At 46.3% G+C, this 3,785-nt stretch carries 1 protein-coding gene; it reads left to right on the plus strand.

Annotation, left to right across the window (positions count from 1 at the left end; genetic code table 11):
- Positions 1 to 49: 49 nt before the first annotated feature.
- On the plus strand, positions 50 to 3,785 hold a 3,736-nt coding region (locus SGI98_11705; protein ID MDZ4744068.1), incomplete at its 3' end, for a penicillin-binding transpeptidase domain-containing protein.

Below are 3,785 nucleotides of genomic sequence, written 5' to 3' on the forward strand. Positions count from 1 at the left end.
ATTCACAGAAGACCGTGTCATCCTCACTGAAAAGGATATCCCACAAAACATGATCAAAGCTCTCCGCGGGGCTGAAGATAAAAGGTTTTATGATCACCCGGGAATCGATATATGGGGAATCGCGCGTGCAGCCTACTCGAACCTGAAAGGGGGTTCCAAACAAGGCGGCAGCACTCTGACCCAGCAGTTAGCTAAAAATGTCATTGGTGATTCACGCCGCACAATGGAAAGGAAATTCACTGAACTTTTCCTTGCATTTAGGATAGAGCACCATTTCACCAAAGACGAAATCATGACCCTTTACCTGAATCGTGTTTATTTCGGGAATGGATATTTCGGCCTTGAAGCGGCTTCAAATGGCTATTTCGGAAAACCCGCTTCCAAACTAACCATTTCAGAGTCTGCTTTTCTTGCCGGCATGGTGCGGGCACCCAGCACATACTCGCCCTATACCAATTTTGAAAAAGTCCAGCACCGCCGTAATTTGGTTCTGGCCGGAATGCTCGACGAAGGAATCATTACCCCGGAGGAATATACCGATGCCGTCGCCGAAAATATCCGCATTATTCGCCGGAAGGTACGCGGGATCACCAGCCATTTCGCGACTTTTGTCATCCAGGAGTTACAAGGTATCCTGAATTTTGAAGATGCTGAATCCGCCCCGAAAGGCCTTTCCATCTACACGACTTTGGACTATCGGTTGCAGAAAAAAGCTGAAAAACTATTGAACGATCAGATAGGCGATATCCAAAGGAAAGATGCCCGAAAAAAGAAAGCTCCTGTTGATTTTGAAGGAAGTATCGTAGTCGCCGATAAAACTGGTGGTATTGTCATTTACTGTGCCGGGATAGACTTCCGCAAAAACCAGTTCGATCACATCAGACAATCCCATAGGGAAAGCAACTATCTGTTGAGCCCCTTTATACTGGGGATATCTTTTTCGCGCTTGGGCATTAATCCCGCTTTCCTTTTGGATGGGTCGTATTTCAGTCTCGAGGATATGCGCCAAAAGGATATCCCTCTGACCCGCGCACGTTCACGTTTTGGTAACCCTCTCATCATTACGCAAGATGCCTTGGAAATGGAGAACAGATCCATTATTCGCCGTGTGGCTGCAAATGTCGGTGCCGATTATTTTAACCGCTGGTTACAGGACGCAAAAATCGCTGTTTCAAAAGAAGATCAGAAAAAATTCTTTAACGAAATCTCTTCCCCTACCATATTCGAACTATTACCGCTCTACGGTTCACTCATTAATAATGGACGTCTGATGCCCGTTCATGTCATTGATCGGATCGAAAATGCATCCTCCCAAGCAATTTACGAATACAAAGCCCCAAAACCCAAACAAATTTTACCAGCGACTGACTCCACTCAACTAGGACTCATGATGATGGCTTCATCACTTTATAATAATCAACCTTCCCCTGGTCAAAAGTCGTCCACCACCAAGGGCTCCCCCTATAATAAATACAGCTCGTTTTCTAATGGAAATCTGGATTCATGGACGTTCGGATATTCGGCAGATTATGTACTTGCCACATGGCTGGGATCCATAAATAACCAACCACTTGGAGAAACAGAAGAAGCCCGCACAAAAAGCCTTCCACTCTGGAATGAAGTCGCCGAGCTAGTCCATTCTAAAGACAAAAAAGCTTCCTTACCCCATTCTGATAAAGGTTTTGTCAAAGTCGAAATAGACCGTTTCGACGGGAAAGTGGAGGGATTCGGTTATCTCGCTCCTGATAAAGACAATACATTTGTTTATCTCACAGAGTCCCAATTAAAAAATTTCAATCAGGGCAGGAACCGTACAGCCATGATTCCTCAGGAAAGTATTCTCTGGTTTCAAACAATCTTGGGGGAACGTGCAAATTCCCAAATCCGTCCGAGAAATTCTGAAAATGCCGGGCGCCATCCTTCAGCCAGGGAAATCCCCACCAATCCTGAGTACATCGTGCCCGGAATCCGCGGGGATATTATTTCTTCCGATGGGATCGTGCTGGCCACAGACCGCAAGGTACAGAGTCTTGTCCTGCCTTGGCCACCCCTCGATGAGGCTAAAGACGAAAAAGCAGCCATCCGCTGGGTTGACGAGAGAATAAAAGGAGCGGAAACTTTCTTTAAACGTAAATCCGAGCTTACCGATGATGAACTCAAAATGTTATACCGTTATCGGAGATATCATCCCATCAGTGTATTCAATGAACTTTCTGAAAATGAAGTTTCAAAATTCCTCAATACCCAAGATGCGTTGAAAGATTTTTCGCTCCAAGGCCTTCCTAAACGTGTTTATCCGCAAAACTCTGCTCTGGCCCATAGCATTGGTTATATTGGCCGTACACAAAGGAGGGGAAACAAAAAGTACCAAGCCAATGAAGTCCTTTTCGACACGTATGACGGTAAGACTGGTGTCGAACAACTCTTTGACACCGACCTGACCGGAAAGTCCGGACAAGTAATTATTAATACTACCCCGGAAGGTTTTACAGAATCACACTTACTTCTCCAATCACCGGGCATTGGCAATAACGTACGTTTAACGATTAATATGCAATGGCAAAATGCCATGGAAGAGGCCCTGTCTAAAATCAAACAAGGTGCGGGAGTCATCATTGATATTAAAACCGGCGAGATCGTGGCGATGGCCTCCTACCCGGCTTATAACCCAAATGATTTTGTCCCATCAGTCCCCGCCGAGCTTTGGCAGGAACTTTCGTTGAACTCGGACAGGCCCTTACTCAATAAGGCATTCCAAGAACATTACCCTCCCGGATCAGTTTTTAAAATCGTCACGACACTCGCTGCGATGAAACAGGGAGTCTTCGATCCTGATTATTCGTTAAAAGTCAATGGGGGCTATAATGCAGGGGGAGTTTACTTCACATTCAAGAGGGAATTTGGCGATTATAATTTCTTGGAGGCAGTGACATATTCCATGAATGCCTATTTTATGGATATGGGAGCACGCACAGGCAGGGATTCTTATGTCAAATCCGCTCAAGAACTCGGGATCGGTAAAAAAACCGGTATCGACCTGCCCAATGAAATCCCGGGGTTTATGCCCACACCCGATTATGTCCTTAAGAAGCATAAAAGGATCATGGGACCGGGAGACATGGCCAATACCTCAATCGGACAAGGTGATGTCCTGACTACCCCCTTACAAATTGCTTGGATCACCTCAGCTGTTGCTAACCGTGGACACTTTTATGAGCCGCACATTGTCCGCGCAGTGGAAACTCAGGATGGTTCGATCGTCAGGAACTTTACCCCCAAGCAAGTGAAGACTTTCGATATTCATGAAGTGGAATGGGATTCCCTGCACGAAGGCATGAAAAACGCTGTAAAGGAAGGAACCGCTAAAAAGCTAAATTTCAAAGAAGTCTCGGTGGCAGCAAAAACCGGTACAGCCCAGATCGGCACAAAAACAAGGAAACGGTATGCCGCTTGGATCACAGGTTTCTTCCCTGCGGATAACCCCAAGTATTCATTTTGTTTTCTATACATTGGTCAGTGGGATGAATTGATTACCGGCGGTAAAAATGCAGGGCAAATCGCCAAGGACACGCTGCAGAAGTATTTTTCTGTCGCACAACCTATCACCCCCGATCAGGAAAATATTCCTGATGAAGCTATCGACGGACTGGAACCCCCGACAGACCCGACACAACTATCCCCGGGTGAAGAACTCATGCTCCGCCAAAACAACCCGGACGCCAGTGACACTAATACGGCCCCTGTGGAAGTGGTCCCGAATCCCGAAGAAACAATCACTCCCCCTG

Source organism: Verrucomicrobiota bacterium (assembly GCA_034440155.1).
GTDB lineage: Bacteria > Verrucomicrobiota > Verrucomicrobiia > JAWXBN01 > JAWXBN01 > JAWXBN01.